Raw genomic sequence first — 26,253 nt, 5'->3', positions numbered from 1 at the left:
GTCCAACTAGTTCATCCTCGAACCTTATCGGCGGTTGCGAGTCCAACCGCCACCGTGTCCATGATGGCGTGATGATGCTGCGACTTTTACTCCTGACCCTTACCCTGTTCAGCGGCCTGGCAAAGGCCGGCGTCGTCCTGCAACGACCGATCGAACTCGATACCGGCAATGGCAAGCTGTTCGGTTCACTGCTGCTGCCCCAGTCCGACAAACCGGTTCCGGTGGTGCTGATCGTCGCCGGCTCCGGCCCCACCGACCGCGATGGCAACAATCCCGATGGGGGGCGCAACGACAGCCTCAAGCGACTGGCCTGGATGCTGGCCAAGCACGATATCGCCAGCGTGCGCTACGACAAGCGTGGCGTGGCGGCGAGCCTGGCGGCCACGCCCAACGAGCGCAACCTGAGCGTCGAGGCCTACGTCGCCGATACCGTGGCCTGGGGCAGGAAGCTCAAGGCCGACCCGCGCCTGGGCCCCCTGTTCCTGCTCGGCCACAGCGAGGGCGCGCTGATCGCCACCCTCGCCGCGCCGCAACTGGATGCCGCCGGGGTCATTTCCGTGTCGGGCAGTGGTCGTCCGGTCGACCAGGTACTGCGCCAACAGTTGGCCAAGCGACTGCCGCCGGCCTTGATGCTGCGCAGCAACGAACTGCTCGACAGCCTCAAGGCCGGGCATCTGGACGCCGCGATCCCGGAACCGTTGGAGCCGATCTTCCGCCCCAGCGTCCAACCCTACCTGATCAGCCTGTTCCGCCAAGACCCGGCTGCGGCCTTCGGCCAGTTGAAGGTCCCCGCGCTGATCGTCCAGGGACGCAACGATATCCAGGTCAGCGTCGACGACGCCAGGGCGCTGCAGGCGGCCAAGCCGGATGCGCAACTGGCAGTCATCGACGGCATGAATCACATCCTGCGTATCGTGCCCGAGAACATCCAGCAGCAGTTGGCCTCCTACAACGACCCGCAACTGCCGCTCGCCGCCGGCCTGGAACAGCCGATTGTGCGCTTTATCGACGGACTTGCTCGCCATTGAGTTGATTTTGCCCTCCAGTCCTGCCGGAAACGGCCGATAAGGCCATTGCCGGTATCGCGATTGTTACCGGCAAGCTGGACACGGACAGGATCTCGCCGAATGACAGAAACTCAAGCGACACCCGAAAGCAACGCCGAAGCCGTCGAACCCGCGCCGGTGGAACTGCCGTGGGCCGATGTGCAACCCGAGCACTTCAAGATGCTGCGCCTGGCCCCGTTGGCCACTGATCGCAACACCGGCGGGCGACCCCTGCGCTTTGTCCAGTTCGGCTACGCCGAGCGCAACAGCAAGGAGCGCAGCCTGCTGCGCATGACCATCCAGTTGCCGGCGCAGAAGGTGCGCAAGGAACAGAACCAGCTCGACATGTGGGTCGACCACACCACCAAACGCGTGCACTTCGGGCCCGAGAGCGGCCTGCAGGTGGAGCCCTGGAACCGGGGGATCGGGCGTTTCCTGGTAGCCCAGGCGGCGAGCTGGGCACAGAAGAAATGGTCGCACTACCGGATCGACGGCGCCGCCCTGCAGAACAAGGACGCCCTGAACGAAGACACCCGCCTGCGCCGCGACCATTTCCTGCGGGTACAGGGTTTCGACGTGGTCTATGCCGACCCGCAGCACCTCAAGGGCAGCTTCAAGGACATGCAGGTTGGCGAGCTGCTGGCCCAGTGGAACACCGAGAAAGTGCAGTTCGTGGAGATTCTCGAAGCTTCGCAGATGCTTCAGCAGGCCGAGCAGAACCTGCAGGAACAGGAAGTGAAACTGCGCCAGCAGGAAGAGCGGGTCAGCAAGTTCAAGCGTGAAGACAGCGGGCTACGCTTCACCATCACCTGCCTGGTGGCCTTCGCGGTGTTCCAGGCCGGGTTGCTGATCTGGATCGCCACGCACCGCTAGACCGATGGGCACCACCCATTCAGTTGGATGACCGCCTTCAGCTGTTCGCGGATGAATCCGGCTCCCACGGTTTGGCGGCGTACGCCAGCCAGGTGATCACTGCCGTACTTCCGGGGAGCCTGTTGTGCCGCTCATCAGTTGCGGGTTAAAGACAGTTGGCTCCCACGGTTTGCCGGGCACAGAATGCATGTTCAGCACGATCTCTGTGGGAGCAGGATTTATCCGCGAACGGGTAACCTAGATCCTCGAGGCAAACAGCGCCTGGTGCTCGCGGCACTGCTGCGCCGTCAGCATGAACACCCCATGCCCGCCCCGCTCGAAGTCCAGCCAGGCAAAGTCCACTTCCGGGTACAACGCCTCGACGTGCACCTGGCTGTTACCCACCTCGACGATCAGCAGGCCCTTCTCGGTCAGGTGATCCGCCGCCTCGGCCAGCATCCGCCGCACCAGGTTCAGGCCATCGTCGCCACATGCCAGGCCCAGCTCCGGCTCATGCTGGTATTCCGCAGGCATGTCGGCAAAGTCCTCGGCATCGACATACGGCGGGTTGGAGACGATCAGGTCGAAACGCTGCCCCGGCAAACCGTCGAAACCGTCGCCCTGGACCGTGAACACGCGCTCATCGACACCATGGCGCTCGATGTTGCGGTTCGCCACCTCCAGGGCCTCGAAGGACAGGTCTGCCAGCACCACCTCCGCCTCTTCGAACTCATAGGCACAGGCAATGCCGATGCAGCCCGAGCCGGTGCACAGGTCGAGAATGCGCGCCGGCTCCGCACCCAGCCAGGGGGCAAAGCGGCTTTCGATCAGCTCGCCGATCGGTGAACGCGGGATCAGCACGCGCTCGTCGACAATGAACGGCAGCCCGCAGAACCAGGCCTCGCCCAGCAGGTAGGCGGTCGGCACGCGGTCTTGGATGCGACGCTTGAGCAGGTGCTGCAGGTGGGTCAGCTCGTCGTCTTCCAGCCGGCAGTCAAGGTAGCTGTCGGCAATTTCCCAAGGCAGGTTCAAGGCGCCCAGCACCAGTTGCCGAGCCTCGTCCCAGGCGTTGTCGGTACCATGGCCGAAAAACAGCTCCGCACCGTGAAAACGGCTGACAGCCCAACGGATGTGGTCGCGCAGGGTGCGCAGGCGGGAAGTGATCACGGGTAGACTCCTGAAAAAACGACGGGCGATTCTAACAGCCAAACGGACGCCGGGTGGAAACAAGGCAAAAAGACATCATCGCCCACTTTCCGCCCTCTGGCAGTCTTCTATTGACATGGCTGCAAGCCAGTAACCACGGCGCCTGCGTCGGTAGCGATTCACATAAACGCTCAGCCGGAGGACAATAGGCAAAAGCCCCACGCACAGGAGCCCCCCGAATGTCCGTTCCAAAGACGATGTTTCAACTCAGTGGCCGAGGTTACGCAGCAGCCAATCTGAACCACGCCACCCTGTTGATCATCGACGCCCAGAAAGAATATCTCAGCGGCCCGCTCGCGTTGTCCGGCATGCAGGAAGCCGTCGACAACATCAAGCAGCTGCTCGCTGCCGCCCGCGCAGCCGGCCGGCCGATCGTGCACGTCCGCCACCTGGGTACCGTTGGCGGCCTGTTCGATCCACAGGGCGAACGCGGCCAGTTCATTCCAGGCCTCGAGCCCCAGGGTGACGAAACACTGATCGGCAAACTGCTGCCCAGCGCCTTCCATGGCACCGGCCTGGAAAAACAGCTGCAGGACCTCGGCCCGCTGGACCTGATCGTCTGCGGTTTCATGAGCCACTCCAGCGTCAGCACCACCGTACGCGCCGCCAAGAACCTGGGTTTCCGCTGCACCCTGGTGGAAGATGCCTGCGCCACCCGCGACCTGCCCCACAAGGGCGAGATCATCAGTGCCGCCCAGGTTCAGCGTACCGAGATGGCAATCATGGCCGACAATTTCGCCACCCTGGCACTGACCAGAGACCTGATCTGAGCCAACCGGAATGGGCGATCCGGACGACCGCCCATCCGTTAGCGCCCCACTCATTCTCCGATTTCCCCACCGCCTCCGGAACAAGCCGACCATCTCCCGGTCGAACGGCCGATAATCAAAGAGGAAATCGGAATGAAGATATCCGATGATGGATTCGACGCCCGCCGACTGCGCCCCAAGGGCGAGAGCAATTGGCGTTCGCGTCTGGGCGCCGGTTTCGCGGCGCTGCTGGCGACTTTCGGCGTACTGATGACGATGGCCGGTATCGCCAGCCTGCTGGGGCACGCCCCGGCCATGGGGGAGCTGAACACCAACCCGGGCGCCTCGACGGTGATCCTGGTGCTGGGGTTGCTGGTGCTGTACGTCGGTGTGTGGCTGTGGCGCCGCTGCCGTCGGCGGATGCGTCGCGGCCAGTCGTTGAACATGGCCCCGCACCTGATGAAAAAGCACGACTGACCCGGGGTCTTCCAGGAATCGCCTGTGACGTGAAGCCCACCACTTGGGTAAACTGGCGGTTCCTGCGGAGACTGACATGCAAGACGACGATTTTTCCCTGTTTCAAAGCGAAATCCGCGGTGTAAAGCCGATCAAGCACGATCGTGCCGATACCGGCAAGCCCAAGTCCGACCGCGCCCAACTGGCCAAGCTGCGCCAGGCGGCCACCGTGCGCAGTGAAGTCACCACGGTGGACGGCCTGTCCGACCAGTTCGTGATCGATGTCGGCCCCGAGGACGAGCTGTACTGGTCCCGTGACGGTGTGCAGGAAAGCCAGATGCGCAAGCTCAAGGCCGGCCAGATCCCGTTCGAAGGCAGCCTCGACCTGCATGGCATGACCGTGGAAAAGGCCCGGGAAACCCTTTGGGCGTTTCTGGCCGAAGCGACGAAGTTCGAAATCCGTTGCGTGCGCGTCACCCACGGCAAGGCCGTGCGCCTGGACGGCAAGCGCCCGATGATCAAGAGCCACGTCAACACCTGGCTGCGCCAGCACGCCCAGGTACTCGGTTTCACGTCCTGCCAGGCCCGCCACGGCGGGGCTGGAGCGGTGTATGTGATGCTCAAGCGGACGATGATGGAAGGCCGCGACGAGTAACCGGACCGTCATCGAATTTGCAGGCGGCTGCCAGCCGCCGTATCCTTGGCCTTTGCGTAAACTCCCACAGGTAGATTCATGTCCCTGGAACAGAATTACACGGCGATCCTCGGTCAACTCGGCGAGGACGTTTCCCGCGAGGGTTTGCTCGACACGCCAAAGCGTGCCGCCAAAGCCATGCAGTACCTTTGCCGCGGTTATCAACAGACCCTGGAAGAAGTCACCAACGGTGCCTTGTTCAGCTCCGATAACAGCGAAATGGTTCTGGTCAAGGACATCGAGCTCTACTCGCTGTGCGAACACCACCTGCTGCCCTTCATCGGCAAGGCCCACGTGGCCTACATCCCGAGCGGCAAGGTGCTGGGCCTGTCGAAGGTCGCGCGGATCGTCGACATGTACGCCCGCCGCCTGCAGATCCAGGAAAACCTCAGCCGCCAGATCGCCGACGCGGTCCAGCAGGTGACCGGTGCCCTGGGCGTGGCCGTGGTGATCGAGGCCAAGCACATGTGCATGATGATGCGTGGTGTCGAGAAGCAGAACTCGTCGATGATCACCTCGGTGATGCTCGGTGAATTCCGTGAGAACGCGGCAACTCGCAGCGAATTCCTCGCCCTGATCAAGTAACACCGGGCGAATTGAAGAAACCGGCGTTCATCGCCGGTTTTTTTTGCCTGGGGAAAATCAGGTAAGCTGCCCGCCTTCTCCACCGCCCACGAGGCTATCCCGTGTTAGTCAAAGCCCTTCGAGTCGGCCTGGGCCAGCTCATCATCCTCATCGACCTCATCACCCGCCCACGCAAGCAGAAACGCAGTGCACAGGACCAGGCCAAGGTGGACGCCGCCGCCAAGGGCCTGACCCTGTACCAGTTCCACGCCTGCCCATTCTGCGTCAAGACCCGCCGCACCCTGCATCGCCTGAACGTGCCGGTGGCCCTGCGTGATGCGAAGAACAACGAACAGGATCGCCAGACCCTGCTCGAGCAGGGTGGCAGGATCAAGGTGCCGTGCCTGCGTATCGAGGAAAACGGCCAGACCACCTGGATGTACGAATCCAAGGTGATCATCGACTACCTGGACAAGCGCTTCGCCGCCGCCTGAAACGACGCCCCGGGAGCCTGGCACCTGCCGGGTGCCCGGGGCGATCGATCAGCCCTCCATCGTCACGTGCCGGGGATGGCTCGCCACTCGCTGCAGCCACGCCTGGATGGCCGGATAGGCACTCAGGTCGAAACCGCCCTGATGGGCAACATGGGTGTAGGCATACAAGGCGATGTCGGCGATCGAGTAATGCTCGCCGACCAGGTACGGCGTCTGCTGCAACTGCTTTTCCATCACCTTCAGGGCCTTGTGCCCGCGCTTCTGCAGCTTGAGGTACTCCTCGCGCCGCTCTTCGGGCAGTCCCAGGTAGAACTCGATGAAACGCGCCACCGCGATGTAGGGTTCATGGCTGTACTGCTCGAAGAACTGCCATTGCAGCACTTGGGTGCGCAGGCGCGGCTCGGTCGGCAGGAACTCGCTGCCATCGGCCAGGAAGTTGAGGATGGCATTGGACTCCCACAGGCAGGTGCCATCTTCCAGCTCAAGCACCGGGACCTTGCCGTTGGGGTTCTTCGCCAGAAACTCCGGCGTCTCGGTGTCACCCTTGAGGATATCTACCGGATGCCAGCGGTACTCCTGGCCCAACAGGTGCAGCATCAGCTTGATCTTGTAGCAGTTGCCCGACTGGTAATCCCCATAAACCTTATGCATGGCCCTCCCCCTTAAGCCGCTTGCGCGGCCTGTGCGTGACGTATGACAGCGGCCAGTCGCCCCAGACCTTCGTCCAGGCGCTCCGGCGCGATATGACTGAAATTCAGACGCAGATTACCCGGATTACGCTCCGGTTCGGCAAAAAACGGCTCGCCGGGCATGAAGGCGACATCGCGGGCCAGGGCGGCGTCGAGCAAGGTCCGGGTATCGAGCGGTTGCTTGAGGGTCAGCCAGAAAAACAGCCCGCCCTGCGGCACCTGCCATTCGGCCAGGTCGGAGAAATGCCGCTCCAGTGCCGCGGCAAACGCATCCCGGCGGATCCGGTAGAAATCACGCAGTTCCAGCAGGTGCTGGCGGTACTTTTCCGTGCCGATCCACTGCAATGCCTGCCACTGGCCGACACGGTTGGTATGCAGGTCTGCCGACTGCTTGAGCTTGAGCAGGTGCGGGAACAGGTCGGGACTGGCAATCAGGTAGCCGACCCGCAGCCCGGGCGCCAGGGTCTTGGACACCGTGCCGGTATAGATCCAGCTGGCCTTCTCCAGGCGGGCAACGATCGGTACCGCATCGACACCATCGTAGCTGAGCTCACGATAGGGTTCGTCCTCGATCAGGGTCACGCCGAACTCATCCAGCAACGCCGCGACGCCAGCACGCTTGGCCTCGCTGTAGCAGACGCCCGAAGGGTTCTGGAAGGTCGGGATCAGATAGATGAACGCCGGCCGGTGTTGTTCCAGGCGCGCACGCAACTGCTGCAGGTCGGGCCCGTCCCGCTCCCGGGGAATACTCAGGCAATCGGCCCCGAACAACTGGAAGATCTGCAGGGCCGCGAGGTAGGTCGGCGCCTCCAGCAGGATCTCGGTGCCCTTGTCGATGTGCAGCTTGGCGGCCAGATCGAGGGCCTGCTGCGAACCACCGAGCACCAGCACCTGGCTGGCCTGGCAGTCGACCCCCAGGGCTCGCGCCTGGGCCGCCAACGCTTCGCGCAAGGCCGGCTCGCCTTCGCTCATGCCGTATTGCCCCATCGTCCTCGGCATGCCCTCCCACTCCAGTGTCGGCAACATGGCCTCGGCCGGCAGGCCGCCAGCAAACGACATCACCTCGGGACGCTGGGCAGCAGCGAGGATTTCACGAATCAGCGAGCTTTTGAGACGCGTAACACGTTCGGAGAAGGCCATGACAGGTCACCGGTAGCGGAGTGAAAGGAAAATACGTCAAACTACTTGACCGAAATTACGACGCCACGGACCAATACGTCAATATGCTTGACCTTAAAAACTCCAACACCCAGCAGGACGCCATGGAGGCGTTTTTCTTCGGCTACCAGGCGTTCACCGCCAAGGCCGATGAAATGCTCGAACGTCGTGGCCTGAGCCGGGTACACCAGCGGATCGTGTTTTTCATCGGGCGCTATCCGGATCTCAGCGTCAAGGAACTGCTGGATCGGCTGGGCGTGAGCAAGCAGGCGTTGAACATGCCGTTGCGCCAACTGACTGAAATGGGCCTGGTGCAAAGCGTTGCCTCGCCCACGGACAAGCGCAAACGCCTGCTGTGCCTAACCAACGATGGCACCAGCCTGGAAGAATCGCTGCGCCGCGAGCAGGTCAAGTTGCTGCAGAGGGCCTTTTCCCAGGCCGGCGAAGCAGCGGTGGATGGCTGGATGGCGGTCAATCGGGCATTGGGTGACAGCCGGTTGGCCTGACAAGCTCCTGAAAGCTTCGCGGATGAATCCGGCTCCCACGGCGATCGCGTTGGACACGGAAACTGTGGGCCACCACAAAACGGTGGGAGCCGGCGGTCCGGCGCCCCGGTTCATCCGCGAAGCACTTGACGCTCTCAAGACTCCCTGCCCCATATAGCCCGCCCCCTCGAAACATCGCACACACTATCAAAAACATTATTTGCTTTATTTGTATACAAAAGCATAATCCGCTTCGTGTGCGATCCTGACCTTTCGGTCAAAAATCCGCACTCCCTCACAGGGCCGCAATCACGACGTCGTCGTCCGCCCCTGGAAATAACAATAAAACGCTTGAGGAGTACTCGCTGTGGAAAGCCGCAAATCCGAAGCACCCACGCTGGATCTCTCGCCGCCTTCGAGCAGCGGCCTGCTGGACCGCCTGTTCAGGCTCAGACAGCATGGCACCACGGTCAGGACCGAACTGATCGCCGGGGTGACCACCTTCATCACCATGGCCTACATCATCTTCGTCAATCCGAACATCATGGCCGACGCCGGCATCGATCATGGCGCCGCCTTCGTCGCCACCTGCATCGCCGCCGCCCTGGGCTGCCTGCTGATGGGGCTCTATGCCAACTGGCCGGTGGGCCTGGCCCCCGGCATGGGACTCAATGCCTTCTTCACCTACACCGTGGTCGGCACCCTGGGCTACCACTGGGAAACCGCCCTCGGCGCGGTGTTCATTTCCGGCGTGCTGTTCATGGCCCTGACCCTGTCGCGGGTCCGCGAGTGGCTGCTCAACAGCATTCCGGTAAGCCTGCGCCATGCCATGGGCGCAGGCGTCGGCCTGTTCCTCGGACTCATCGGCCTGAAGACCGCCGGCATCGTCGTCGCCAGCCCGGCCACGCTGATCCGCCTCGGCGCCCTGCATGAGCCCGGCCCGCTGCTGGCCGCGGTGTGCTTCCTGATGATCGCGATCCTCAGCTATCACCGGGTCTTCGGCGCCATCCTGATCAGCATCATCAGCGTCACCCTGATCGGCTGGGGCCTGGGCCTGGTCGAGTACCACGGAGTCTTCTCCGCACCGCCGAGCCTGGCACCGACCTGGATGGCCATGGACCTGGCGGGCGTGTTCAACGTCAGCATGATCAGCGTGGTGCTGGCGTTCCTCTTCGTGCACATGTTCGACACCGCCGGGACCCTGATGGGGGTCGCCCAGCGCGCCGGCCTGGTCAACGCCGAGGGCCGTATCGAGAACCTGTCGCGGGCCATGAAGGCCGACAGCGTGTCCAGCGTCTTCGGCGCAGTGGTCGGCGTTCCTCCGGTCACCAGTTACGTGGAAAGTGCCGCTGGCGTCGCAACAGGTGGTCGGACTGGTCTGACCGCTGTTACTGTAGGCATACTGTTCGTGGCGGCGATGTTCTTCGCCCCGCTGGCTGGCATGATCCCTGCCTACGCGACCGCAGGTGCATTGATTTACGTGGCGATGCTGATGATGGGCAGCATGGCGCATATCGAGTGGGAAGACGCGACGGACAGCATTCCGGCAATCGTCACCGCGATCATGATGCCGCTGACCTTCTCGGTCGCCGACGGGATCGCCCTGGGCTTCATCACCTACGTGGCGCTGAAGGCGGGCACCGGCAAGTTCAGGGACATTTCCGTCAGCCTGTGGGTGCTGTGCGTCATTTTCGTCGCCAAGTTCATCTTCCTCTAGGAAAGGACTGGCCGTAACAGGCGACTAAACAACCGGCCCCATTCCACTGGGGCCTTTGCGCGTAAGGGAGAAACCTGATGAGTCTGGAAACCTGGTTGTTGTTCAGCGGCGCCGCCCTGGTGGTGATCCTCATTCCCGGGCCGCTGTCGCTGCTGATGATCAGCAACAGCCTGAACTATGGCCTGCGTCGTTCATACCCGGCCTTCCTCGGCGGAGTGAGCGCCTCGATCTGCCTGCTCAGCGCCTCGGCCCTGGGCCTGGGCACCCTGCTGCTGGCTTCGGAGCAACTGTTCAGCACGCTGAAGATCGTCGGCGCGCTGTACCTGTTCTACCTCGCCTGGCAGAGCTGGCAGCAGTCGCGTCAGCCGGCACAGGCGGCGAACGTGCCCGAAGCGGTGCCAGTGCCGCGTTTTCGTGCCCTGTTTGGGCGCGCTTTCGTGCTGGGTGCGAGCAATCCCAAGGACATCCTGTTCTTTGCCGCCTTCCTGCCGCAATTCCTCAAGGCCGACCAGCCGTTCCTCGGCCAGTTGCTGGTGATGATCGCCACCTGGACCGTGCTCGACCTGCTCTGCAAGCTGGCCTACGGCCTGGGTGCCCACGGCGCGGCGAAATACCTGCGCAGCGGCAAGGGCCAGAGCTGGTTCAATCGGGTCAGTGCCGGGTTGTTCAGTGGTGCGGGGGCGGCTTCTCTGTTGAGTCGGTAGATCGCCGCCAGACGTGACGACCCACTCGCGGGCAAGTCGGATCAGCCAGAAGATCCGGACAAAAAAAAGCCCGCAGTGTGGGCGGGCAAGAGGACCGAAGAAGTAGTTGCGCAATGCTTGGGGGGATCTAACTTCCTCTATAGGTCGAATAGCTGTACGGCGAGATCAGCAACGGAACGTGGTAGTGCTCCTGCTCGGCACTGATGCCGAAACGCAGCACCACCACATCGAGAAAAGCCGGCTCCGGCAGCGTCACGCCACGGGCCCGATAGTAGTCACCGGCATGAAACTGCAACTGATAGACCCCGGAACGGTAGTCATCGCCCTGCAGCAGCGGCGTATCGCAGCGCCCGTCGCTATTGGTCTCGGCCTTGGCGACCAGCTCGAGCGCGGCACCCTCGACCCGATACAGCTCGACCTGGATCGAGCTGCCCGGGCAGCCATGCGCGGCATCCAAAACATGCGTAGTCAAACGTCCCATTGCTTCTGCGTACCCGCCCGCCCTGCGGCAGACCGGGTTTCGCGCCTCCCGGAGTCAGTGGATGAAGGAGAGCCGGATGGCCGGGAAATGCCCCGGCGATCTGGCGATGGAATGATTAAGACACTTTTAAAAGAAATTGTACACAATAAATTTTGCGCTTTTCCGCACAACCATCCGTCGCTATCAACCTTGACAGAAGCCCCGTAAATAGCCGACCTTGAATCCATTAACTGACCGATCAGACAGGTTTAAAGTGACGAACAGAACAGGTAGGATCGGCAGCAGGTTGAAAAAAACCGACTTACAAACCGGCGATAAAGTTGTATACAATCACTTTATCGCCGTGACGCCATCCAACCCGAACGGGGCGCCACGCAACTGTCACCACGAACAAGAAGGAAGACTGCAGTGAGCGCTGACTACCCACGCGACCTGATCGGTTACGGCAGTAACCCTCCTCACCCCCGCTGGCCGGGCAATGCCCGTATCGCCTTGTCCTTCGTGCTCAACTACGAGGAAGGCGGCGAGCGCAACATCCTCCACGGCGACAAGGAGTCCGAAGCGTTCCTGTCGGAAATGGTGGCGGCGCAGCCACTGCAGGGCCAGCGCAACATGAGCATGGAATCGCTCTACGAGTATGGCAGCCGTGCCGGCGTGTGGCGGATCCTCAAGCTGTTCAAGCAGCTCGATATCCCGCTGACCATCTTCGCCGTGGCCATGGCCGCCCAGCGCCACCCGGAAGTCATCCGCGCCATGGTCGAGGCCGGTCATGAGATCTGCAGCCACGGCTACCGCTGGATCGACTACCAGTACATGGACGAGGCGCAGGAGCGCGAGCACATGCTCGAAGCCATCCGCATCCTCACCGAAATCACCGGCGAACGCCCACTGGGCTGGTACACCGGTCGTACCGGACCGAACACCCGCAGACTGGTCATGGAGGAAGGCGGCTTCCTCTACGACTCGGATACCTATGACGACGACCTGCCCTACTGGGAACCGAACAACCCCACCGGCAAGCCGCACCTGGTGATCCCCTACACCCTCGACACCAACGACATGCGCTTCACCCAGGTGCAGGGCTTCAACCAGGGCGACGACTTCTACCAGTACCTCAAGGACGCCTTCGACGTGCTCTACGCCGAGGGTGCCGAGTCGCCGAAGATGCTTTCCATCGGCCTGCACTGCCGGCTGATCGGGCGCCCGGCGCGCCTGGCCTCGCTGCAGCGTTTCCTGGAGTACGTGAAGGGCTTCGACCAGGTCTGGTTCACCCGCCGCGTCGACATCGCCCGCCACTGGCACAGCACCCACCCTTACCAGGAGCCGGCGCAATGAGCGCGTTCCAGACCCTCAAGCCGTCGACCCTGGACCGCGCGGCCTTCGTCGCGGCCTTCGCCGACATCTACGAACACTCGCCATGGGTGGCCGAAAAGGCCTTCGACCTGGGCCAGGACGCAACGATCGACCAGATCGAGACCCTGCACCAGCGCATGAGCGACATCCTGTTGAGCGCCGATCACGCCAGCCAGCTGGCGCTGATCAACGCCCACCCGGACCTGGCCGGCAAGGCCGCGATCCAGGGCCAACTGACCGAAGCCAGCACCCACGAACAGGCTGGCGCCGGTATCCACCAATGCACGGCCGAAGAGTTCCAGCGCTTCACCGAGCTGAACGACGCCTACAAGGCCAAGTTCAAGTTTCCCTTCATCATGGCGGTAAAAGGCAGCAACCGGCATCAGATCCTGGCCGCGTTCGAAACGCGCATCCATAACCCGGTCGACACCGAGTTCCAGTGCGCATTGGCGCAGATCAACAAGATCGCCCTGTTCCGATTACTGACGCTATAGCGTGCCGGGCCCCGGTGCCGTAGGTGTCCAGGGCCAGGCAGACATCCCCAGCCACTTGTTCAAAGGCAGACAAGAAAAATGAAAGCTTACGCCGCACCTTTCGAAAAATTCGTCAACCTGGCCGACGCCCGCCTGGGCACCCGGATCATTTCCGTCACCGACGACTGGTTCGCCGACGCCAACCGCCTGTTCCAACCCACCCCGGCCGTGTGGAAGGAAGGTGTGTTCGATGATAACGGCAAGTGGATGGATGGCTGGGAGTCGCGCCGCAAGCGCTTCGAAGGCTACGACAGCGCCGTGATCCGCCTGGGCGTACCCGGCTCGATCAAGGGCGTGGACATCGACACCTCGTTCTTCACCGGCAACTACCCGCCTTCGGCATCGCTGGAAGCCTGCTTCCTGAGCGAAGGCGAGCCGGACGAAAACACCCAGTGGGTCGAAGTACTGCCAGCTGTCGAGCTGCAGGGCAACAGCCACCACTACCATGAGATCAACAACGAGCAGCACTTCAGCCACCTGCGCTTCAACATCTACCCGGACGGCGGCGTGGCCCGCCTGCGCGTGCATGGCATTCCATACCGCGACTGGTCGGCCGTGGGCGACAACGAACAGGTCGACCTCGCTGCCGCGCTGAACGGCGGCCGCGCCCTGGCCTGCTCCGACGAACACTTCGGCCGCATGAGCAACATCCTCAACCCGGGCCGTGGCATCAACATGGGCGACGGCTGGGAAACCGCCCGCCGCCGTACCCCGGGCAATGACTGGGTGATTGTCGCCCTCGGCCATCCGGGCGAGATCGAGAAAATCGTCGTCGACACCCTGCACTTCAAGGGCAACTACCCAGACAGCTGCTCGATCCAGGCAGCCTACGTCAAGGGCGGTACCGACAGCCAGATCGAGACGCAGAGCCTGTTCTGGCGTGAGCTGCTGCCGAGCCAGAAGCTGGAGATGCACGCCGAGCACACCTTCGTCGAGCAGATCAAGGCACTGGGCCCGATCACCCACATCCGCCTGAACGTGTTCCCGGATGGTGGCGTGAGCCGCCTGCGGCTGTTGGGCAAGGTCGCCAAGTAACACGGGCTCCTTGTTGAAGCCGGCTTGCTGGCGATAGCGATCGGACAGTCGATATCTTCGTCGACTGACACCAGCATCGCCAGCAAGCCGGCTCCCACAGAAAAGCGGTAGAGCAAGCACACTCACGAACCAACGAATTCGAGAACAGAAGAACAGCATGCGCACACTGACGATTGAACCGCTGACCAAAGAAGCCTTCGCCCCTTTCGGTGACGTGATCGAAACCGACGGCAGCGATCACTTCATGATCAACAACGGTTCGACCCAGCGCTTCCATCGCCTGGCCACGGTAGAAACCGCGACGCCCGACGACAAGGCGATCATCAGCATCTTCCGCGCCGACGCACTGGACATGCCGCTGACCATCCGCATGCTCGAACGCCATCCGCTGGGCAGCCAGGCTTTTGTCCCGCTGCTCGGCAACCCCTTTCTGATCGTGGTCGCGCCACTTGGCGATGCACCTGTATCGGGTCTCGTCCGTGCCTTCATCACCAATGGCAGGCAGGGCATAAATTACCATCGCGGCGTCTGGCACCATCCGGTCCTGACGATCGAAAAGCGGGATGACTTCCTGGTGGTTGATCGCAGTGGCAGCGGTAACAACTGCGACGAGCATTTTTTCACAGAGGATGAGCGGTTGATCCTCGCCCCCCACCAGCGGACGGAGTGAAGACTTTTGTGCCAGGCAAGGCTGCGCTGAACACCGCCCCGGAATACCCGGTGACTGCGGTCGCCCGGGACTCCGCGACGGCTTTCATCCCAACCTGCCATCGCTCGCTACGTTTTCACACCGTCTCCAAATAAGAAAAGGCCCGATCGCTCTGCAAAAAGTGCGACGGGAGAGAGGTAAAGACTGTGGAAGCACATCTGTTGGAATGGCTGAACCTGAGCGTGCGCTGGGTTCACATGATCACCGGCGTCGCCTGGATCGGCGCTTCGTTCTATTTCGTCTGGCTGGAAAACAACCTCAACCGGGTCAACCCCAGGGACGGCCTGGCCGGCGACCTCTGGGCCATCCACGGCGGCGGTATCTACCACCTGGAAAAGTACAAGCTGGCGCCACCGAGCATGCCGGAGAACCTGCACTGGTTCAAATGGGAAGCCTACTTCACCTGGATGTCGGGCATCGTGCTGCTGTGCGTGGTGTTCTACTCCAACCCCCTGCTCTACCTGGTCGCCCCCGGTAGCGGCCTGAGTGGCGGCGAAGGCATTGCCATCGGCATCGGCGCGCTGGTCGCCGGCTGGTTCGTCTATGACTTCCTGTGCGACTCGCCGCTGGGCAAGCGCCCGGCCCTGCTCGGTCTGATCCTGTTCCTCCTGCTGATTGCCGCCGCCTTCGGCCTGAGCAAGGTGTTCAGCGGGCGCGGGGCCTACCTGCACGTCGGCGCGATCATCGGCACCATCATGGTCGGCAACGTGTTCCGCATCATCATGCCGGCCCAGCGGGCCCTGGTGGCGGCCATCGCCGAGAACCGCACGCCGGACCCGGCCCTGCCGGCCAAGGGCCTGCTGCGTTCACGCCACAACAACTACTTCACCCTGCCGGTGCTGTTCATCATGATCAGCAACCACTTCCCGAGCACCTACGGCAGCTCGTACAACTGGCTGATCCTGGCCGGGATCGCGGTACTGGCGGTATTGGTGCGGCACTACTTCAACACCCGCCACGACAGCCAGAAGTTCGCCTGGACCCTGCCGGTCGCGGCACTGGGCATGATCTGCCTGACCTATGTCACCGGCCCCGCGTCGAACCCGGGCGCCCCCGAAGTGGCCAAGGCACCGGCTAAGATCGAGTACCAGCCACTGCCGGAAACCGCCCTCGGCGGCGGCCTCAAACCGGCCCCGGCGGCTGAACCGGGCACTGCGCCGGCACCGACTCCGGCTGCCGCGCCAGCGGCCGACGCAGTGGCCTTCGACAAGGTGCACAACGTGATCCAGGAACGTTGCGCGGTCTGTCACTCGGCCAAGCCCACCAGCCCGCTGTTCAGCAGCGCGCCAGCCGGGATCATGTTCGACACCCCGCAACAGATCCAGCAACTGGCCCCGCGTATCCAGGCCCAGGCCGTCGCGACCCAGATCATGCCCCTGGGCAACATCACCCAGATGACCCAGCAGGAACGCGACCTGATTGGCGCCTGGATCAACCAGGGGGCACGTACCAACTAGTCGTAGAGACTGAAAGTTTCATGAAATGAGACCTTGTGGCGAGCAGGCTTGCCTGCGTGGGGCGCGAAGCGCCCCTGAAACCGATGAACGCGATACTGCTGATGGAACGCGGACACCGGTTTGCGGCTGCCTTGCAACCGAGAGCGGCGGTGCGGCGTTCCGACAAGCCCGCTCGCCACAAGCAACCCCACAGCGCCAAACCACAAGAATAAAAAACCTCCGAGGTGTTGCATGTCCGAGCTATCCGAACCGCGCATACCCGAAGCACCCGCCATCCAGCGCCTGCCCCTGTTGCAGCTGCTCCTGGTGGGACTGCAACACGTCCTGCTGATGTATGGCGGGGCCGTTGCCGTACCGCTGATCATCGGGCAGGCCGCCGGCCTAAGCCGTGAAGAAATCGCCTTTCTGATCAACGCCGACCTGCTGGTGGCCGGCATCGCCACCCTGGTGCAATCCTTCGGCATCGGCCCGCTGGGCATCCGCATGCCGGTGATGATGGGTGCCAGTTTCGCCGCCGTCGGCAGCATGGTGGCCATGGCCGGCATGCCCGGCATCGGCATGACCGGAATCTTCGGCGCAACCATCGCTGCCGGTTTCTTCGGCATGCTGATCGCCCCGTTCATGTCCAAGGTGGTGCGCTTCTTCCCACCGCTGGTCACCGGCACGGTCATCACCGCCATCGGTCTCTCGCTGTTCCCCGTGGCGGTGAACTGGGCCGGCGGCGGCAGCACCGTGGTGCAGTTCGGTTCGCCGATCTACCTGACCGTGGCCGGCCTGGTGCTGGCGACCATCCTGCTGATCAACCGTTTCATGCGCGGCTTCTGGGTGAACATCTCGGTGCTGATCGGCATGGCCCTGGGCTATGTGTTGTCCGGCGCCATCGGCATGGTCGACCTCAGCGGCCTGGCCCAGGCGCCCTGGGTCAAGGTGGTCACGCCGCTGCATTTCGGCATGCCGCAGTTCCACCTCGCCCCGATCCTGTCCATGTGCCTGGTGGTGGTGATCATCTTCGTCGAGTCCACCGGCATGTTCCTCGCCCTGGGCAAGATCACCGGCCAGGAAGTCACCCCGCGCATGCTCCGCCGCGGCCTATTGTGCGATGCCGGCGCCTCGTTCCTCGCCGGCTTCTTCAATACCTTCACCCACTCCTCGTTCGCCCAGAACATCGGCCTGGTGCAGATGACCGGCGTGCGCTGCCGCTCGGTGACCATGGTCGCCGGTGGCTTCCTGATCGTCCTCAGCCTGCTGCCCAAGGCGGCGTTCCTGGTCGCCTCGATTCCTCCGGCGGTACTCGGCGGTGCGGCTATCGCGATGTTCGGCATGGTCGCCGCCACCGGGATCAAGATTCTCCAGGAAGCCGACATCTCCGACCGCCGCAACCAGTTACTGGTGGCGGTCAGCATCGGCATGGGTCTGATTCCCGTGGTCCGTCCGGAGTTCTTCGCCCACCTGCCACAGTGGATGGGACCGATCACCCACAGCGGGATCGCCATGGCAACGCTCAGCGCCGTGGCCCTGAACCTGCTGTTCAACGTACTCGGTGGCGCCGAACGGGCCGCCCTCAGCGGGCACGTGCACCCGCACTGAGTGACCGGGGCGGCACGCGACCTGCCGCCCCGCCAGAGGAACAAGGCCCGCCTCCAGGCCGGTAATACGACACGCGACAGGCTGACCCGGTGCCACACCCGGTCACGGTCGGCGGCTGCCTGCGTTTGGTGGCCTCTGGTGAAAAACAACAATAAAAACAGACAGGGAACGACATCATGCGACCTACCCACGCAAGCCTCACGCTGACCGGCGGGCTGCTGGCCGCCACCCAGGCACTGGCCGGCGACCTGCTGCAATGGCAGACCAACAGCCTCACCTACCTGTACGGCAAGAACTTCGCCATCAACCCGTCGATCCAGCAGACGCTGACCTTCGAGCATGCCGACAAATGGAAGTACGGCGACACCTTCCTGTTCGTCGACAAGATCTTCTACAACGGCAAGCCCGACCCCAACAAGGGCCCGCACACCTACTACGGCGAATTCAGCCCACGCCTGTCCTTCGGCAAGATCCTCGACCGCGACCTGTCCTTGGGCCCGGTCAAGGACGTGCTGCTGGCGATGACCTACGAGTACGGTGAAGGCGAAAGCGAGGCCTACCTGATAGGCCCCGGACTGGACCTGAATGTCCCCGGTTTCAACTACTTCAGCCTGAACGTCTATCGTCGCCATACCGAGGGACCGCGCCCGGGTACCGGCACCTGGCAGATCACGCCGTCGTGGTCCTACACCGTCCCGGTCGGCGCCTCGAACATCCTGATCGATGGCTACCTGGACTGGGTGGTGGACAACGACCGCAACTCACGCGGGCGCTACCACGCCAACCTGCACCTCAACCCGCAGATCAAGTACGACCTGGGCAAGACCCTGGGCTGGGGTGAAAAACGTGTCTACGCCGGGATCGAGTACAGCTACTGGAAGAACAAATACGGCATCGACAGCAGCCCGGCCCTGGATACCCACCAGAACACCGCCAGCCTGCTGCTCAAGGTGCACTTCTGAAATCCATCGGCCGGGCCAGCGACGCTCTGTCGCGCGGACTTGAGGGCACGGGCGTGCCTCTGTATCCTGCGCGCCCTCTCGTTACAGCCGAAAAAAGGCGCCACGCCAGAGCGCCGGACGACTTCGACGTCGAACCTCTTAACTTTGGGAGCAACCAAATGAAACGCATGTGCACGGGCCTGATGCTCGCGGGGACTCTGCTGGCTACCGGAACGGCCGCCGCCGACGATCTGCTGCAGTGGCAGAACAACAGCCTGACCTACCTGTGGGGCAAGAGCTTCACCATCAACCCGCAGATCCAGCAGACCGTGACCTTCGAACACGCCGACGCCTGGAAATACGGTGACAACTTCTTCTTCCTCGACCGGATCTTCTACAACGGCAAGGCGGACGGCAACCTCGGCCCGAACACCTACTACGGCGAGTTCACGCCACGGCTGTCGGCGGGCAAGATCTTCGATCGCAAGTTCGAGTTCGGCCCGATCAAGGACGTGCTGCTGGCCATGACCTACGAGTATGGCGAAGGCGACACCAACTCCTACCTGTTCGGCCCGGGCTTTGACCTGGCGATTCCGGGCTTCGACTACTTCCAGTTGAACTTCTATCAGCGCCACACCGACAGCAACCGTCCGGGCAGCAATATCTGGCAGATCACTCCGGTCTGGTCCTACACCATCCCGGTGGGCTCCTCCAACGTGCTGATCGACGGCTACATGGACTGGGTAGTCGACAACGACAAGAACTCCCATGGCACCTACCACGCCAACCTGCACTTCAACCCCCAGATCAAGTACGACCTGGGCAAGGCCATGCACTGGGGCGAGAAGCACCTGTACGTCGGTATCGAGTACGACTACTGGAAAGACAAGTACGGCGTCGAGGACACCTCGTCGTTCAAGACCAACCAGGACACCGCGAGCCTGCTGGTCAAGTATCACTTCTGATGAAGAACGGGAGCCCGGCGGGCTCCCTGTTTGCAGCACCCGACACGACGTCATCACACAACCGCCCGAAAAACCTCTCCCCCTGCGCGCCAGCGCCCGACCGCTCTAGCTCAAGCCTCCAACCCCGCCCCATTCGACTTTCCAGGATTTCCCTCACGATCAAGCTGGCAAAGGCCCGTTGACAAAGCTTTTTTCAGCTGTTGATAATCCGCGAAATGTTGTACGACAACGTATAACGAAAATAACAATAAAAACCGCAGGAGCTTCACCGTCATGATGATTCGTCCCTCCCGTTCGCTGTGGCTGTCCGGTACCGCAAGCCTCGTCCTGACCCTCCCCTCCCTGGCCTGTGCCGAGGGTTTCGTCGACGATGCCAGCGCCAACCTGAACCTGCGCAACGCCTACTTCAACCGCAACTTCACCAACCCGGCCTACCCACAGGGCAAGGCCGAGGAATGGACGCAGAACTTCATCCTCGACGCCAGGTCCGGTTTCACCCAGGGCACCGTCGGCTTTGGCGTCGATGTGCTCGGCACCTTTTCCCAGAAACTCGATGGCGGCAAGGGCACCGGCGGCACGCAACTGCTGCCGCTGGACCATGACGGGCGCCCGGCCGACAACTTCGGCCGCCTGGACGTGGCGTTCAAGGCCCGCATCTCCAAGACCGAGCTGAAGGTCGGCGAATGGATGCCGGTGCTGCCGATCCTGCGTTCCGATGACGGCCGCTCGCTGCCGCAGACCTTCCGCGGTGGCCAGGTCACCTCGAAGGAAATCGACGGCCTGACCCTGTACGGCGGCCAGTTCCAGAAGAACAGCCCGCGCAACGACTCAAGCATGACCGACATGTTCATGAACGGCAGGGCCGGCATCACTTCCGACCGTTTCAACTTCGCCGGCGGCGAGTACACCTTCAACGACAAACGCACCCTGATTGGCCTCTGGAACGCGCAACTGAAGGACATCTACCGCCAGCAGTACGTCAACCTGGTGCACAGCCAGCCACTGGGTGACTGGACCCTGGGCGCCAACCTCGGGTTCTTCTACGGCAAGGAAGACGGCAGCGCCCTGGCCGGCGACCTGGAGAACAGGACCTGGTCGGGGATGTTCTCGGCCAAGTATGGCGGCAACACCTTCTATGTCGGCCTGCAGAAACTCACCGGCGACAGCGCCTGGATGCGGGTCAACGGCACCAGCGGCGGCACCCTGGCCAACGACAGCTACAACAGTAGCTATGACAATGCCCAGGAAAAATCCTGGCAGTTGCGCCATGACTACAACTTCGCCGCGCTGGGGATTCCGGGGCTGACCCTGATGAACCGCTACATCAGCGGTGACAACGTGCACATGGGGACGATCACCGACGGCAAGGAATGGGGTCGCGAATCGGAACTGGCCTACACGGTGCAAAGCGGGACATTCAAGAACCTGAACGTGCGGTGGCGCAACTCGAGCATCCGCAAGAACTTCAGCACCAACGAGTTCGACGAGAATCGCCTGTTCATCAGTTATCCGATTTCGTTGCTATAAATGCCGTTTATAGGGAGCCAGCCTGCTGGCTCCCTCGCCTAACAACACCGAAATATCTTGCAAAATCTACACCGCAGAATCGCCACGAATCACTGGCCACCCCGCATTGACAAAGCCATTTCGTGCTGACGATAATCCAGAAAAATGTCGTACGACAACGGACGACAAAAACAACAATAAACCTCCGACCAGAGCCATGCCATGACCTCAGCCACCCCGATTCCGCAGCCCTTCAACCGTCTCCTGCTCACCGGTGCTGCCGGTGGCCTGGGCAAGGTGTTGCGCGAAAGCCTGCGGCCGTACGCCCGGGTCCTGCGCCTTTCCGATATCGCCGACATGGCACCGGCCATCGACGACCGCGAGGAGGTTCATCCGTGTGACCTCTCCGACAAGCAGGCGGTCCATCAACTGGTGGAAGGCGTGGATGCCATCCTGCATTTCGGCGGCGTCTCGGTGGAGCGCTCCTTCGAAGAGATCCTCGGCGCCAACATCTGCGGTGTCTTCCACATCTACGAGGCTGCCCGCCGTCACGGCGTCAAACGCGTGATCTTCGCCAGCTCCAACCATGTAATCGGCTTCTACAGGCAGAGCGAAACCATCGACGCCCACGCCCCACGCCGCCCGGACAGCTACTACGGGCTGTCCAAGTCGTACGGCGAGGACATGGCCAGTTTCTACTTCGATCGCTACGGCATCGAGACCGTCAGCATCCGTATCGGCTCGTCCTTCACCCACCCGCAGAACCGCCGCATGCTCAGCAGCTGGCTGAGCTTCGACGACCTGACCCAATTGATCGAGCGTGCCCTGTATGCACCGAACGTGGGACACACGGTGGTCTATGGCGTCTCCGACAACCGCTACATCTGGTGGGACAACCACCTCGCCGCCCACCTCGGCTACCAGCCCCGGGACAGCTCCGAGCCGTTTCGTGCCGAGGTCGAGGCCCAGCCGGCACCACCGGCGGACGACCCGACGCTGGTCTACCAGGGCGGCGCCTTCGTCGTGGCCGGCCCCTTCGGCGACTGAGCCCACGCCAGCGCCCTCATTCGGATCATCGGACCGCCAACGGACCCATGGCCTGTTCAGACGGTTCCCGGGCAATCCGGGACCTGGAGAAACCCGTTCCAACGCCTGACCGAAGGCGTTCACCCCGAGCATCCCCGCAAGACCGAAGCAGCCAGAAAATAACAACAAAACGGAGAATCGCCCCATGGACTTCAAACGCAAGCTTCTTGTCGCCGCACTCCCCCTCGCCCTCGGTTTCAGCCACCTGGCCCAGGCCCTCGAAATCAAGTTCGCCGACGTGCACCCCGCCGGCTATCCCACCGTGGTCGCCGAAGAAAACATGGGCAAGGCCCTGACCCGGCAGAGCAACGGCCAACTGACCTTCAAGATGTTCTCGGGCGGGGTACTCGGCTCGGAAAAGGAAGTGGTCGAGCAGACCCAGATCGGGGCGATCCAGATGGCCCGGGTCAGCCTCGGTATCGTCGGGCCGGTGGTGCCGGACGTGAACGTATTCAACATGCCCTTCGTGTTCCGCGATCAGGCGCACATGCGCAAGGTCATCGACGGCGAGATCGGCCAGGAGATCCTCGACAAGATCACCCAGTCCGAATTCAACCTGGTCGCCCTGGCCTGGATGGACGGCGGCACTCGCAACCTCTACACCAAGAAGCCGGTACGCAGCCTGGCCGACCTCAAGGGCATGAAGATCCGCGTGCAGGGCAACCCGCTGTTCATCGAAACCATCAATGCCATGGGCGGCAACGGCATCGCCATGGACACCGGTGAAATCTTCAGCGCCCTGCAGACCGGCGTGATCGACGGCGCGGAAAACAACCCGCCGACCCTGCTCGAACACAACCACTACCAGAACGCCAAGTACTACGCCCTGACCGGCCACCTGATCCTGCCGGAGCCGGTGGTGATGGCCAAGAGCACCTGGGAGAAGCTCACCCCCGAACAACAGGCCCTGGTGCGCCAGCTCGCCCGCCAGGCGCAGTTGGAACAGCGCGCGTTGTGGGACGCCAAGTCCGCCAGTAGCGAAGAGAAGCTCAAGGCCGCCGGCGTCGAGTTCGTCGAAGTCGACAAGAAGCCCTTCTACGAGGCCACCGCCTCGATCCGGCAGAAGTACGGCGCGCCCTACGCCGAGCTGATGACCCGCATCGAAGCCGTCGAGTAACACCCCACCCACATGGAAGGACCGACCGGCGTGCGCCCCTCGGGCGCGGGCCGGCGGGTAACGGTGAAATCCGATGAAGAATCTCGTGCTACAGATCAACGACCGGCTGTACATGACCTGTGTCTGGGTCGCGGGCCTGGCGATCCTCGCCATCAGCCTGATCATCCCCTGGGGCATCTTCGCCCGCTATATCCTCGGCACCGGCTCCAGCTGGCCGGAACCCACCGCCATCCTGCTGATGATGGTGTTCACCTTCATCGGCGCCGCCTCCAGCTATCGCGCTGGCGCGCACATGGCGGTCGCCATGTTGACCGATCGCCTGAACCCGCCCCTGCGCTCGGCCGCCGCGTGGCTCGCGCAGGTACTGATGGCGACCATCTGCCTGTTCATGACGATCTGGGGTGCCAAGCTCTGCGCCTCGACCTGGAACCAGTTCATGAGCGCGCTGCCGACGCTGCGGGTCGGCATCACCTATATGCCGATCCCCGTGGGTGGTTTCCTGACCCTGGTGTTCGTGCTGGAAAAACTCCTGCTCGGCGACCAGAGCCAACGCCGCGTGGTGCGTTTCGACCTGGTCGAAGAAAACGAAGGAGCCGCCTGAATGGACGCCTTTATCCTGTTGGGCAGCTTCATCGTCCTGATCCTGATCGGCATGCCGGTGGCCTATGCCCTCGGGCTGTCCGCGCTGATCGGTGCCTGGTGGATCGACATCCCGTTCCAGGCCCTGATGATCCAGGTCGCCGGTGGGGTGAACAAGTTCTCGCTGATGGCGATTCCGTTCTTCGTCCTGGCCGGCGCGATCATGGCCGAGGGCGGCATGTCCCGGCGCCTGGTGGCGTTTGCCGGGGTGCTGGTGGGCTTCGTTCGCGGCGGCCTGTCGCTGGTCAATATCATGGCCTCGACCTTCTTCGGTGCGATCTCCGGCTCGTCGGTGGCCGACACCGCCTCGGTCGGCTCGGTGCTGATTCCGGAGATGGAGCGCCGCGGCTACCCGCGCGACTTCTCCACCGCCGTCACGGTCAGCGGCTCGGTCCAGGCCCTGCTGACCCCGCCCAGCCACAACTCGGTGCTCTACTCGCTGGCCGCCGGCGGCACGGTGTCCATCGCCTCGCTGTTCATGGCCGGCGTGGTCCCCGGACTGCTGATGAGCGCCTGCCTGATGGTGCTGTGCCTGATCTTCGCGAAGAAGCGCAACTACCCCAAGGGCGAGATCATTCCCCTGCGCCAGGCCCTGAAGATCTGTGCCGATGCCCTCTGGGGCCTGATGGCCATGGTGATCATCCTCGGCGGGATTCTCTCGGGAGTGTTCACCGCGACCGAGTCGGCGGCAATCGCGGTCCTCTGGTCGTTCTTCGTGACCATGTTCATCTACCGCGACTACAAGTGGCATGAGCTACCCAAGCTGATGCATCGCACCGTGCGAACCATCTCCATCGTGATGATCCTGATCGGCTTCGCGGCCAGTTTCGGCTACATCATGACCCTGATGCAGATCCCGGCGAAGATCACCACGCTGTTCCTGACCCTGTCGGACAACCGCTACGTGATCCTGATGTGCATCAACGCCATGCTGCTGTTGCTCGGCACGGTGATGGACATGGCCCCGCTGATCCTGATCCTCACGCCGATCCTGATGCCGGTGATTCTCGGCATCGGCGTCGACCCGGTGCACTTCGGCATGATCATGCTGGTGAACCTGGGCATCGGCCTGATCACCCCGCCGGTGGGGGCGGTGCTGTTCGTCGGCTCCGCGGTGGGCAAGGTCAGCATCGAGCGAACCGTGACGGCACTGCTGCCCTTCTACGGCGTGCTGTTCGTGGTGCTGTTGGCCGTGACCTACATTCCGGCGCTGTCACTCTGGTTGCCGCGCCTGGTGCTGTAGCACGACACTCGCCGAGATTGCCGGTGCCGCCCGGACGGGCACCGGCCACCGGGGCGGCGGGCGGCAATCTTGGCCTGTCGCAGACCCGGTGCTACCATGCCCAACCGCCCGGACAGGCAAGGAATCACCTGGTTTATGAGCACCATCCGCGAACGCAACAAAGAACTGATCCTGCGTGCAGCCAGTGAAGAGTTCGCCGACAAGGGGTTCGCTGCCACCAAGACCAGCGACATCGCCGCCAGGGCCGGGCTGCCCAAGCCCAATGTCTATTACTACTTCAAGTCCAAGGACAACCTCTACCGCGAAGTCCTGGAAAGCATCATCGAACCGATCCTGCAGGCCTCGACGCCGTTCAACCCCGACGGCGTGCCCGGCGAGGTGCTGGCCGGCTACATCCGCTCGAAGATCCGTATCTCGCGCGACCTGCCGGCGGCGTCCAAGGTATTCGCCAGTGAAATCATGCACGGCGCCCCCCACCTGAGCCCCGACCTGGTCGAACAGCTCAACGCCCAGGCCCGGCACAACATCGAGTGCATCCAGAGCTGGATCGACCGCGGCCAGATCGCCCCGGTCGAGCCCAACCACCTGATGTTCACCATCTGGGCCGCGACCCAGACCTACGCCGATTTCGACTGGCAGATCTCGTCGATCACCGGCAAGGCCAAGCTCGATGACGCCGACTATGACGCGGCGGCGCAAACCATCGTCCGCCTGGTGCTCAAGGGCTGCGAGCCCGACCGGTAACCGTTTAGCCCCCGTGGCGAGCAGGCTTGCCTGCGCTGGGGCG

At 62.8% G+C, this 26,253-nt stretch carries 28 protein-coding genes; 24 read left to right on the top strand and 4 right to left on the bottom strand.

What is annotated here, in order from left to right; translation table 11 throughout:
* The first annotated feature begins 71 nt into the window (after positions 1-71).
* Positions 72-1,028, top strand: a complete 957-nt coding sequence (locus HU752_RS09550) for an alpha/beta hydrolase (RefSeq protein ID WP_186677386.1) — start codon at positions 72-74, stop codon at positions 1,026-1,028.
* A 99-nt stretch (positions 1,029-1,127) separates the two neighbouring features.
* On the top strand, positions 1,128-1,919 hold the full coding sequence (locus HU752_RS09545; protein ID WP_186677389.1) for a hypothetical protein: 792 nt from the start codon (positions 1,128-1,130) through the stop codon (positions 1,917-1,919).
* Between the two features lie 237 nt (positions 1,920-2,156).
* Here HU752_RS09545 and prmB read toward each other — a convergent pair whose 3' ends face one another.
* Positions 2,157-3,065, bottom strand: coding sequence for a 50S ribosomal protein L3 N(5)-glutamine methyltransferase (prmB, locus tag HU752_RS09540; protein WP_186677392.1), 909 nt, complete (start codon positions 3,063-3,065; stop codon positions 2,157-2,159).
* Between the two features lie 218 nt (positions 3,066-3,283).
* Between prmB and HU752_RS09535 the strand changes: the two genes are divergently transcribed.
* From HU752_RS09535 to HU752_RS09515, 5 genes are all read left to right on the top strand, one after another.
* Positions 3,284-3,874 (top strand): cysteine hydrolase family protein, encoded by a 591-nt coding sequence (locus tag HU752_RS09535; protein ID WP_186677395.1) that lies wholly within the window; start codon positions 3,284-3,286, stop codon positions 3,872-3,874.
* 132 nt (positions 3,875-4,006) lie between these two features.
* On the top strand, positions 4,007-4,330 hold the full coding sequence (locus HU752_RS09530; RefSeq protein WP_017906360.1) for a hypothetical protein: 324 nt from the start codon (positions 4,007-4,009) through the stop codon (positions 4,328-4,330).
* A gap of 76 nt (positions 4,331-4,406) precedes the next feature.
* Positions 4,407-4,964, top strand: a complete 558-nt coding sequence (locus tag HU752_RS09525; RefSeq protein WP_186677398.1) for a Smr/MutS family protein — start codon at positions 4,407-4,409, stop codon at positions 4,962-4,964.
* A 78-nt stretch (positions 4,965-5,042) separates the two neighbouring features.
* Complete coding sequence (folE, locus tag HU752_RS09520; protein WP_010449813.1) at positions 5,043-5,588, top strand: GTP cyclohydrolase I FolE; 546 nt, start codon at positions 5,043-5,045, stop codon at positions 5,586-5,588.
* Positions 5,589-5,689: 101 nt separating this feature from the next.
* Positions 5,690-6,061, top strand: coding sequence for a glutathione S-transferase N-terminal domain-containing protein (locus HU752_RS09515; RefSeq protein WP_186677401.1), 372 nt, complete (start codon positions 5,690-5,692; stop codon positions 6,059-6,061).
* A 48-nt stretch (positions 6,062-6,109) separates the two neighbouring features.
* On the opposite strand, the gene HU752_RS09510 is transcribed toward HU752_RS09515, so the two are convergent.
* A complete protein-coding gene (locus tag HU752_RS09510) occupies positions 6,110-6,712 on the bottom strand; it encodes a glutathione S-transferase family protein (protein ID WP_186677403.1) in 603 nt (200 codons plus the stop codon).
* A gap of 11 nt (positions 6,713-6,723) precedes the next feature.
* Complete coding sequence (locus HU752_RS09505) at positions 6,724-7,890, bottom strand: aminotransferase-like domain-containing protein (protein WP_186677405.1); 1,167 nt, start codon at positions 7,888-7,890, stop codon at positions 6,724-6,726.
* 83 nt (positions 7,891-7,973) lie between these two features.
* On the opposite strand from HU752_RS09505, the gene HU752_RS09500 reads away from it, so the two are divergent.
* The 3 genes from HU752_RS09500 to HU752_RS09490 all read left to right on the top strand — a co-directional run bounded on the left by HU752_RS09500 (position 7,974) and on the right by HU752_RS09490 (position 10,814).
* The gene (locus HU752_RS09500; protein ID WP_186677410.1) at positions 7,974-8,414 is read left to right on the top strand and encodes a MarR family winged helix-turn-helix transcriptional regulator; all 441 of its coding nucleotides are present in this window, start codon (positions 7,974-7,976) and stop codon (positions 8,412-8,414) included.
* Between the two features lie 346 nt (positions 8,415-8,760).
* Positions 8,761-10,110, top strand: coding sequence for an NCS2 family permease (locus tag HU752_RS09495; RefSeq protein WP_186677412.1), 1,350 nt, complete (start codon positions 8,761-8,763; stop codon positions 10,108-10,110).
* 77 nt (positions 10,111-10,187) lie between these two features.
* The gene (locus HU752_RS09490) at positions 10,188-10,814 is read left to right on the top strand and encodes a LysE family translocator (protein WP_186677414.1); all 627 of its coding nucleotides are present in this window, start codon (positions 10,188-10,190) and stop codon (positions 10,812-10,814) included.
* Positions 10,815-10,941: 127 nt separating this feature from the next.
* Here HU752_RS09490 and uraH read toward each other — a convergent pair whose 3' ends face one another.
* Positions 10,942-11,295, bottom strand: coding sequence for a hydroxyisourate hydrolase (uraH, locus tag HU752_RS09485; RefSeq protein ID WP_186677417.1), 354 nt, complete (start codon positions 11,293-11,295; stop codon positions 10,942-10,944).
* 408 nt (positions 11,296-11,703) lie between these two features.
* Between uraH and puuE the strand changes: the two genes are divergently transcribed.
* From puuE to HU752_RS09415, 14 genes are all read left to right on the top strand, one after another.
* Positions 11,704-12,630 carry an allantoinase PuuE gene (gene puuE, locus HU752_RS09480; protein WP_186677429.1) on the top strand — a complete coding sequence of 309 codons (927 nt, stop codon included), beginning with the start codon at positions 11,704-11,706 and terminating at the stop codon, positions 12,628-12,630.
* Positions 12,627-13,142: a 2-oxo-4-hydroxy-4-carboxy-5-ureidoimidazoline decarboxylase gene (gene uraD, locus HU752_RS09475; protein ID WP_186677440.1), complete on the top strand. Its 516-nt coding sequence runs from the start codon at positions 12,627-12,629 to the stop codon at positions 13,140-13,142. Before puuE ends, uraD begins: the two co-directional genes overlap by 4 nt.
* Before the next feature lie 78 nt (positions 13,143-13,220).
* Positions 13,221-14,216, top strand: a complete 996-nt coding sequence (alc, locus tag HU752_RS09470; protein ID WP_186677445.1) for an allantoicase — start codon at positions 13,221-13,223, stop codon at positions 14,214-14,216.
* A gap of 157 nt (positions 14,217-14,373) precedes the next feature.
* Positions 14,374-14,886: an ureidoglycolate lyase gene (locus HU752_RS09465; RefSeq protein ID WP_017906347.1), complete on the top strand. Its 513-nt coding sequence runs from the start codon at positions 14,374-14,376 to the stop codon at positions 14,884-14,886.
* Between the two features lie 185 nt (positions 14,887-15,071).
* Positions 15,072-16,382 (top strand): urate hydroxylase PuuD, encoded by a 1,311-nt coding sequence (locus HU752_RS09460; RefSeq protein ID WP_186677448.1) that lies wholly within the window; start codon positions 15,072-15,074, stop codon positions 16,380-16,382.
* A 231-nt stretch (positions 16,383-16,613) separates the two neighbouring features.
* Positions 16,614-17,969, top strand: a complete 1,356-nt coding sequence (locus HU752_RS09455; RefSeq protein WP_186677451.1) for a nucleobase:cation symporter-2 family protein — start codon at positions 16,614-16,616, stop codon at positions 17,967-17,969.
* Positions 17,970-18,145: 176 nt separating this feature from the next.
* Complete coding sequence (locus tag HU752_RS09450; RefSeq protein ID WP_186677454.1) at positions 18,146-18,931, top strand: outer membrane protein OmpK; 786 nt, start codon at positions 18,146-18,148, stop codon at positions 18,929-18,931.
* 158 nt (positions 18,932-19,089) lie between these two features.
* Positions 19,090-19,875, top strand: a complete 786-nt coding sequence (locus tag HU752_RS09445) for an outer membrane protein OmpK (protein ID WP_186677457.1) — start codon at positions 19,090-19,092, stop codon at positions 19,873-19,875.
* A 273-nt stretch (positions 19,876-20,148) separates the two neighbouring features.
* Positions 20,149-21,402 (top strand): OprD family porin, encoded by a 1,254-nt coding sequence (locus HU752_RS09440; protein ID WP_186677460.1) that lies wholly within the window; start codon positions 20,149-20,151, stop codon positions 21,400-21,402.
* A gap of 201 nt (positions 21,403-21,603) precedes the next feature.
* Complete coding sequence (locus tag HU752_RS09435) at positions 21,604-22,428, top strand: NAD-dependent epimerase/dehydratase family protein (RefSeq protein WP_186677463.1); 825 nt, start codon at positions 21,604-21,606, stop codon at positions 22,426-22,428.
* A gap of 184 nt (positions 22,429-22,612) precedes the next feature.
* Complete coding sequence (locus tag HU752_RS09430) at positions 22,613-23,584, top strand: TRAP transporter substrate-binding protein (RefSeq protein WP_186677465.1); 972 nt, start codon at positions 22,613-22,615, stop codon at positions 23,582-23,584.
* Positions 23,585-23,657: 73 nt separating this feature from the next.
* Positions 23,658-24,185: a TRAP transporter small permease gene (locus tag HU752_RS09425; protein WP_186677467.1), complete on the top strand. Its 528-nt coding sequence runs from the start codon at positions 23,658-23,660 to the stop codon at positions 24,183-24,185.
* Positions 24,186-25,466, top strand: a complete 1,281-nt coding sequence (locus tag HU752_RS09420) for a TRAP transporter large permease (RefSeq protein ID WP_186677469.1) — start codon at positions 24,186-24,188, stop codon at positions 25,464-25,466.
* A 135-nt stretch (positions 25,467-25,601) separates the two neighbouring features.
* Positions 25,602-26,210, top strand: a complete 609-nt coding sequence (locus tag HU752_RS09415) for a TetR/AcrR family transcriptional regulator (protein ID WP_186677471.1) — start codon at positions 25,602-25,604, stop codon at positions 26,208-26,210.
* Positions 26,211-26,253 lie beyond the last annotated feature (43 nt).

The sequence above is a fragment of the Pseudomonas vanderleydeniana genome (assembly GCF_014268755.2).
Classification (GTDB): domain Bacteria; phylum Pseudomonadota; class Gammaproteobacteria; order Pseudomonadales; family Pseudomonadaceae; genus Aquipseudomonas; species Aquipseudomonas vanderleydeniana.
This window is presented reverse-complemented; position numbering and strand designations above follow the sequence as displayed.

Excerpts from the sequence above, each read along its gene's own strand:
- HU752_RS09445 (WP_186677457.1), top strand. The coding sequence starts at position 19,090 with ATGAAACGCATGTGCACGGGCCTGATGCTCGCGGGGACTCTGCTGGCT.
- HU752_RS09465 (WP_017906347.1), top strand. The coding sequence starts at position 14,374 with ATGCGCACACTGACGATTGAACCGCTGACCAAAGAAGCCTTCGCCCCT.
- HU752_RS09415 (WP_186677471.1), top strand. The coding sequence starts at position 25,602 with ATGAGCACCATCCGCGAACGCAACAAAGAACTGATCCTGCGTGCAGCC.
- HU752_RS09490 (WP_186677414.1), top strand. The coding sequence starts at position 10,188 with ATGAGTCTGGAAACCTGGTTGTTGTTCAGCGGCGCCGCCCTGGTGGTG.
- HU752_RS09550 (WP_186677386.1), top strand. The coding sequence starts at position 72 with ATGATGCTGCGACTTTTACTCCTGACCCTTACCCTGTTCAGCGGCCTG.
- HU752_RS09545 (WP_186677389.1), top strand. The coding sequence starts at position 1,128 with ATGACAGAAACTCAAGCGACACCCGAAAGCAACGCCGAAGCCGTCGAA.
- HU752_RS09510 (WP_186677403.1), bottom strand. The coding sequence starts at position 6,712 with ATGCATAAGGTTTATGGGGATTACCAGTCGGGCAACTGCTACAAGATC.
- folE (WP_010449813.1), top strand. The coding sequence starts at position 5,043 with ATGTCCCTGGAACAGAATTACACGGCGATCCTCGGTCAACTCGGCGAG.
- HU752_RS09430 (WP_186677465.1), top strand. The coding sequence starts at position 22,613 with ATGGACTTCAAACGCAAGCTTCTTGTCGCCGCACTCCCCCTCGCCCTC.
- uraD (WP_186677440.1), top strand. The coding sequence starts at position 12,627 with ATGAGCGCGTTCCAGACCCTCAAGCCGTCGACCCTGGACCGCGCGGCC.
- HU752_RS09420 (WP_186677469.1), top strand. The coding sequence starts at position 24,186 with ATGGACGCCTTTATCCTGTTGGGCAGCTTCATCGTCCTGATCCTGATC.
- HU752_RS09505 (WP_186677405.1), bottom strand. The coding sequence starts at position 7,890 with ATGGCCTTCTCCGAACGTGTTACGCGTCTCAAAAGCTCGCTGATTCGT.
- HU752_RS09425 (WP_186677467.1), top strand. The coding sequence starts at position 23,658 with ATGAAGAATCTCGTGCTACAGATCAACGACCGGCTGTACATGACCTGT.
- HU752_RS09535 (WP_186677395.1), top strand. The coding sequence starts at position 3,284 with ATGTCCGTTCCAAAGACGATGTTTCAACTCAGTGGCCGAGGTTACGCA.
- HU752_RS09530 (WP_017906360.1), top strand. The coding sequence starts at position 4,007 with ATGAAGATATCCGATGATGGATTCGACGCCCGCCGACTGCGCCCCAAG.
- HU752_RS09500 (WP_186677410.1), top strand. The coding sequence starts at position 7,974 with ATGCTTGACCTTAAAAACTCCAACACCCAGCAGGACGCCATGGAGGCG.
- uraH (WP_186677417.1), bottom strand. The coding sequence starts at position 11,295 with ATGGGACGTTTGACTACGCATGTTTTGGATGCCGCGCATGGCTGCCCG.
- alc (WP_186677445.1), top strand. The coding sequence starts at position 13,221 with ATGAAAGCTTACGCCGCACCTTTCGAAAAATTCGTCAACCTGGCCGAC.
- HU752_RS09455 (WP_186677451.1), top strand. The coding sequence starts at position 16,614 with ATGTCCGAGCTATCCGAACCGCGCATACCCGAAGCACCCGCCATCCAG.
- HU752_RS09450 (WP_186677454.1), top strand. The coding sequence starts at position 18,146 with ATGCGACCTACCCACGCAAGCCTCACGCTGACCGGCGGGCTGCTGGCC.
- HU752_RS09525 (WP_186677398.1), top strand. The coding sequence starts at position 4,407 with ATGCAAGACGACGATTTTTCCCTGTTTCAAAGCGAAATCCGCGGTGTA.
- HU752_RS09440 (WP_186677460.1), top strand. The coding sequence starts at position 20,149 with ATGATGATTCGTCCCTCCCGTTCGCTGTGGCTGTCCGGTACCGCAAGC.
- HU752_RS09435 (WP_186677463.1), top strand. The coding sequence starts at position 21,604 with ATGACCTCAGCCACCCCGATTCCGCAGCCCTTCAACCGTCTCCTGCTC.